The following is a 6,127-nucleotide window of genomic DNA, read 5'->3' as shown; positions in this document are numbered from 1 at the left end:
GGACCATAGCTCAGTTGGTTAGAGCGCCACGTTGACATCGTGGAGGTCGGCGGTTCAAATCCGCCTGGTCCTACCAGATTCCAGAAAACGCCCGGCTCATCGAGTCGGGCGTTTTCGTGTGCGTGTCCTGAAAATCTGCCGCGGGATTGGTGTACGCCGCTCAGGCAAGCGTAGCGTCGAGGAATTCGCGTGCTTCCTTGAGGGCGGCATTGGCAGCGCTCAGCAGCGGAGCGAAGCCGACGAACACATGCGGCATGTCCGGCCACAGGCTCAAGGTGACGGGCGAGCCGCAGTCCTGCGCCTGAGTAGCATAGCGACGACTGTCATCGAGCAGGATCTCCGCCTCGCCGCACTGGATCAGCGTCGGAGGCAGGTCAAACAGATTTCCCTCCAGCGGCGAGATGCTCGGATCGCTCATGTCGGTGCCGTCCTGCACATAGGCCATGCTCACGAAGGGCAGCAGATTGGGATCGAGGATCGGGTCCACCTCGGCCTTGCGCGACAGTGAGGCGCTGCCCCAGCTGAGGTCCGTGGCGGGCGAGAAGGCGATCACCGCATCCGGCAGCCGCTCACCTGCGCTCTTGAGCGCATTCAGGGCCGCCAGCGTGAGGTTGCCGCCCGCACTGTCACCGGCCAGCAGCAGGTGGTCCTGCGGGTATTCGTCACACAGCCAGCGCCACGCGGCCAGCACGTCCTGCAGGCCGGCCGGGAAGGCGGCCTCGGGCGCGAGGCGGTAATCCAGGGTGTAGGTCTCGGCGCGTGCCGCTCGCCCCAGACGGCTGGCCAGAGGGCGATGGCCGGCAGGCGAGCCTGCGATCCAGCTGCCGCCATGCACATACAGCAGGCGACGCGGGCGCGCTGGTGCGTCATCGGGTGCCGGCAATACCTCACAGACACGCTCTCCCTCGCCGCCCGGTACCATCGCGAGACGCGGTGTCACGCCGGTGTCGAGAATGCTGGCGTCGGCAGCGAAGTAGGCCTCAAGCAGGGTGCGCTTGGCGCCGAGGTCATTGCCGGTGCGCGCCGTGAAGGCCTTGATACGCTCAAGATGCTTGATGACTCGCTCAAGGCCGGCATGCGCATCGTCGTGATTTTGCAGCGAGGCCTCCGCGTGTGGGGGCGGCGAATCCGGGGATGTAGAGGATGATGTGGAGGGCGAAGTAGAGGGCGACGAGGGATGAGATGGCGACCGGGATGACATGTTTGGCTCCTGTCGGGGGCGAGAGCTCTTAACCTGTCATCTCGTACGGGGCTGTGCAAGGCCTGACAGGCCACAACGCAAACCGCCCGCCGTGCGAGTGGCGCGGCGGGCGGCAGAGCGTGATGCTGACGTTCAGGCTGTCTGTCAGGCGAGCGCTCAGTTTGTCAGGCAGGAACGCTGTCGAAGTCGCTGGAGGCGATGAAGATCTCGACCAGGCGCTCGATGCCGGCCTGATCCTCTTCGTCGAAGCGCTCGGGGCTCGGGCTGTCCAGGTCCAGCACACCCCACAGCACTTGCTGGCCGTCCTGCTCGATGAGCACCGGGATGACCAGCTCGCTGCGCGAGGCGGCGTCACAGGCGATATGGCCCGGGAAGGCGTGTACGTCCGCGACGCGCTGGGTGGTGCGCTCGGTAGCAGCGGCGCCACACACGCCCTTGGTGAAGGGAATCGGGTGGCAAGCCGGCTGACCCTGGAATGGCCCCAGGTGCAGGATTTGCGGCTGACGTTGCACATAGAAGCCTGCCCAGTTGAGGTTCTCCACCGTCATGTTGACGAAGGCAGCCGTCTGGGAGGCATTGGTCAGCCAGTCGCGGGTATCGAGGATGGCATCCAGCTGGCGGGCCAGCAGTGAATAGTCGGGGCGAGTGGCCATGAGGGCTCCTGAGGGATAGGTAAGGTGGCGAGATGGCGCAAGAATGCGGTCGCGGGTCGCCTGTTTCAAGCGTGTCCTGCGCGTGTGTCTTTCCGCGCTGCGTCGGCATCTGGGTGTGATGAGATGCGTGACGAGATGAGTCATCCACCGGATGCAAAAGCGCCGACCAGTGGTCGGCGCTTTGCGTTCAGGCGTCTGTCAGTGACGTGGGGTGAGGCTTACTTCCAGCCCGGTACCGCCGCACCCTTGAACAGCTCTTCCGCCTTGGCTTCGACTTCCGGCGTCTGGTAGGCCTTGACCAGCTTCTGCACCTTCTCGCTGTCTTCATCGCCCTGACGCACGACGATCAGGTTGACGTACGGAGACTCGGCGCCTTCACGGATCAGCGCGTCTTCCGGCTTCAAGCCAGCCGGCTGGGCGAAGGTGTTGTTGATGAAGGCCAGGTCGACGTCCGGCAGGATACGTGGCAGCTGGGCAGCCTCGATTTCCTTGAACTGGTAGTCATGCGGGTTCTTGGCGACGTCGATCGGCGTCGCTTCGAGGTTGCCCTTGTCGGTCAGCTCGATCATGCCCAGGTCGTGCATCAGGATCAGGGAGCGGCCTTCGTTGGACGGATCGTTCGGCAGGGCGATGGTCGCGCCGTCCGGCAGTTCGCTGATGTCTGCGTACTTCTCGGAGTAGGCACCGATCGGGTACACGAAGGTCTTGCCGGCACTGGCGAACTTGTAGCCACGCTCACGCACCATGGATTCCATGTACGGCTGGTGCTGGTAGGCGTTGGCATCCAGAGAGCCATCGGCCAGCGCGGCGTTGGGAGACACGTAGTCGGTGAACTCGGTGATCTCGACGTTCAGGTCGTACTTTTCCTTGGCGATCTCGGCCGCGACCTTCATCACTTCGGTTTCCGGGCCTGCGACGGTACCCATCTTGAGGGTGTTCTCGTCAGACGCGTCGTTGCCGCAGCCTGCCAGCAGGGTGGCGCCGAGCAGGGTAGCAGCGCCGGCAAGGCGCAGCGGGGAAGAAAGCGTGGTCAGCATGTTGCGCATCGATGTTCTCCTTGTGATCCGACGTGACCGGCGGGGTCCGCAGGATGTTATGTGTGACGGCTCATGGTGATGAGTCGTCACGATACCGAAAGCCGTGTGATTTGTAGATCGAACGCCACTTCCAGATCAGTCACCGCTCATGGAGCGACGCTTACTTGTGGTTCGACTTGCGCACCAGATGGTCGCCCAGGCTCTGGAAGCCCTGCACCATGACGACGAGGATGACCACGGTCACCAGCATCACCATCGGGTCGAAGCGGTTGTAGCCGTAGCGAATGCCGAGATCCCCCAGGCCGCCGCCGCCGACGGTGCCGGCCATGGCGGAATAGCTGATCAGCGTCACCACGGTGATGGTCAGGCCATTGATGATGCCGCCGCGTGCTTCCGGCAGCAGTACCTTGGTGATGATCTGCATCGGCGTGGCGCCCATGGCCTGTGCGGCCTCGACCAGCCCGGGGCCGACTTCATTCAGCGCGCCTTCGATCAGGCGGGCGACGAAGGGAATCGAGGCGATGGTCAGCGGCACGATGGCGGCGTTGGTGCCGATCGAGCTGCCCGCAATCAGGCGTGTCAGCGGGATGATCGCCACCATCAGGATGATGAACGGCACCGAGCGACCGATGTTGGTGATGATGCTCAGCACGCTGTTGAGTGCCGGGCGCGCGAGAATCTGGCCGGGGCGCGAGGTATAGAGTGCCACGCCCAGGGGAATGCCGAGTGCCGCGGAGATCAGGCCTGCCACCGCGACCATGTACAGCGTCTCGAGGGTGGAGGACAGGACGAGTTCAAGCAGTGCGGGTGACATGACCGAGCACCTCCACTTTCAGGTCGTGGGATTCGAGATAATCGAGCGCTTGCTGAGTCTGGCGGCTGTCGCCCATCAGTTCGGCGATCATCAGGCCCAGGGTGCGGTCCTGAATGGATTCCACCTTGGCCTGCAGGATGCTGACATCCACCTGGCATTCACGCGCCAGACGGGAGATCAGTGGAGTGGAGACGGCGTCGCCGCTGAAGGCCAGGCGCACCACCGGGTGGGTGTGCGGGCCCGCGGTGGCTTCGAGGCGTTCGACCAGCGCACGCGGCGGCTCAAGCTCCAGGAAGTCATTGAGGAACTCGCGGCCCAGGCGGGTCTGCGGTGCGGTGAAGAAATCGCCCACTGAGGCCACTTCCACCAGTTCACCGCCGCTGATCAGGGCGACCTGATCACAGATGCTCTTGACCACTTCCATCTCGTGGGTGATCAGCAGGATCGTCAGGCCCAGCTTGGTGTTGATGTCCTTGAGTAGCTCAAGAATGGAGGCGGTGGTCTGCGGGTCGAGGGCAGAGGTGGCCTCGTCACACAGCAGCACCTTGGGGCGGCTGGCCAGCGCGCGGGCGATGGCCACACGCTGTTTCTGGCCGCCGGACAGCTGGGCAGGATACTGGTCGGCCTTGTCGCTCAGGCCGGTCAGCTCCAGCAATGGCTCGACGCGCTTTCTGATCTCGTCCTTCGAGGTGCCAGCCAGCTCCAGCGGCAGCGCCACATTGGCGAAGACCGTGCGTGAGGAGAGCAGATTGAAGTGCTGGAAGATCATGCCGATCTGGTGACGAGCGCTGCGCAGGGCGGACTCGTCGAGCTCGGTCAGTTCCTGGCCATCGACGACGACGCTACCGGCAGTGGGGCGTTCGAGCAGATTGACGCAGCGAATGAGGGTCGACTTGCCGGCACCGGACAGGCCGATGACACCGGTAATGGCGCCCTGAGGAACCGTGAGGCTGGCATCCTTGAGCGCGACCACGGCCTTGTCACCACTGCCGTAAGTCTTGGAGACGTTCTTGAGTGTGATCATGGGGGTCCGAGTGGTTAAGGCACCAACCGGATTGCGGGCAAAGGTCTGTAGAGGACAGAACGTTCTGCCGGCGTCTGCGCACATGGCAGACAGCGAAGAGGGGAGCGATCCAGTGGGGAGAAAAAAGACCACCCAAGACGGGTGGCCATCAACGCTGGACACACCCTTTTAGCAGAACTTGCACCCCGTGAGACCAGCTCTCGTGGTGGGCGCCCGCAATCCGGGTACAAATCGGCGCCAAACAGATTTGAGGCGCATTCTATCAGTCACCTTGGGGGTGTCAACGACTTTGGTCTTGCGCTGGACGTTTATTCGAACTGGCGTTCGATATGGCAATTCGGCGATACGCTCTGTAAGCCATTTCTTACAAGACTCTTGTCGTGATGCGGGTTTCAACTGCCAGCGACGGCTTTCCTGTCTTGACGGTCAGTCGGGGATGAGTTGCGGCCCGCTCTGGCTGCTGCGTTCGCGGTGGCAGTCGTGCTCGTCTGTTGCGGGAGACGGGAGACGGGAAGCGGGTGGCAAAGGCGGCAACGCCGCGCACCCCCACGGCCGGCAACGCCAGCATGTCGACGGCAAGTCCACCATGCTAGGATTTCGGCTGGGCATGCCGGTCATCTCGCTGCTGCATGCCGTCCCTTATTCACGGCTTCTCGACAGCAAGAAGCAGCAGTGCAAGGAAAGATCACGCATGTTCACGGGTATCGTACAAGGCATGGCGGAAGTGGTGGCCATTGAAGAACGCACTGACTTTCGCACGCATCAGGTCCGGTTGCCGGCGGGGCTGGAGGCGGGGCTGGAGCTGGGGGCCTCGGTGGCCCATAACGGTTGCTGTCTGACCGTGACGGCGCTTGAGGGTCAACTGGCCAGCTTCGATCTGATGCGCGAGACGCTGCGTCTGACCAATCTGGGCGAGCTCGAGGTGGGCAGCGTCGTGAACGTGGAGCGAGCGGCACGCTTCGGCGACGAGATCGGCGGGCACTCGATGTCCGGGCACGTGATGGCGATGGTGACCATCGATGCCATCGAGGCCACTGCGGACAATCGTCGTATCTGGTTCCAGGCACCGGCCGAGCTGATGCGTTTTCTGTTCGACAAGGGCTATGTGGGACTTGACGGTGTCAGCCTGACGATCGGCGAGGTGCAGGGCACGCGCTTCTGCGTCAATCTGATTCCCGAGACGCTCGAGCGCACCCTGATGGGCGTGCGCGCCGTCGGTGATCAGGTAAACCTTGAAGTCGACCCGCAGACCCAGGCCATTGTCGAGACCGTCGAGCGGGTCATGGCCTCCCGTCTGGCATGAGGCTTGCAGGTCTGCAGCGGATCAACTCACTGGCATGACGCCAGAACTCGTCTGACTGGTCAGGAAATATGCCAGGAATGCTCGATTCGCTGCAG

At 63.2% G+C, this 6,127-nt stretch carries 6 protein-coding genes; 1 reads left to right on the top strand and 5 read right to left on the bottom strand.

Annotated elements, in window-relative coordinates:
* Positions 1-160: 160 nt before the first annotated feature.
* The 5 genes from R2R70_RS13655 to R2R70_RS13635 form a co-directional block, all read right to left on the bottom strand.
* The gene (locus tag R2R70_RS13655) at positions 161-1,201 is read right to left on the bottom strand and encodes an alpha/beta hydrolase (protein WP_410978295.1); all 1,041 of its coding nucleotides are present in this window, start codon (positions 1,199-1,201) and stop codon (positions 161-163) included.
* Positions 1,202-1,365: 164 nt separating this feature from the next.
* Positions 1,366-1,854, bottom strand: a complete 489-nt coding sequence (locus R2R70_RS13650) for a GAF domain-containing protein (RefSeq protein WP_131432461.1) — start codon at positions 1,852-1,854, stop codon at positions 1,366-1,368.
* A gap of 218 nt (positions 1,855-2,072) precedes the next feature.
* Positions 2,073-2,891: a MetQ/NlpA family ABC transporter substrate-binding protein gene (locus tag R2R70_RS13645; protein ID WP_043335679.1), complete on the bottom strand. Its 819-nt coding sequence runs from the start codon at positions 2,889-2,891 to the stop codon at positions 2,073-2,075.
* A 160-nt stretch (positions 2,892-3,051) separates the two neighbouring features.
* Positions 3,052-3,705 (bottom strand): methionine ABC transporter permease, encoded by a 654-nt coding sequence (locus tag R2R70_RS13640; protein WP_107336314.1) that lies wholly within the window; start codon positions 3,703-3,705, stop codon positions 3,052-3,054.
* Positions 3,686-4,729 carry a methionine ABC transporter ATP-binding protein gene (locus R2R70_RS13635; RefSeq protein WP_131432460.1) on the bottom strand — a complete coding sequence of 348 codons (1,044 nt, stop codon included), beginning with the start codon at positions 4,727-4,729 and terminating at the stop codon, positions 3,686-3,688. Before R2R70_RS13635 ends, R2R70_RS13640 begins: the two co-directional genes overlap by 20 nt.
* Before the next feature lie 691 nt (positions 4,730-5,420).
* On the opposite strand from R2R70_RS13635, the gene R2R70_RS13630 reads away from it, so the two are divergent.
* Positions 5,421-6,032 carry a riboflavin synthase gene (locus tag R2R70_RS13630; protein WP_054557313.1) on the top strand — a complete coding sequence of 204 codons (612 nt, stop codon included), beginning with the start codon at positions 5,421-5,423 and terminating at the stop codon, positions 6,030-6,032.
* Positions 6,033-6,127 lie beyond the last annotated feature (95 nt).

It is taken from the genome of Cobetia sp. SIMBA_158, assembly GCF_046566945.1.
Lineage (GTDB): Bacteria > Pseudomonadota > Gammaproteobacteria > Pseudomonadales > Halomonadaceae > Cobetia > Cobetia amphilecti.
Note: the sequence above shows the minus strand (reverse complement) of the source record. Positions and strands in the feature narration are given on the sequence as shown.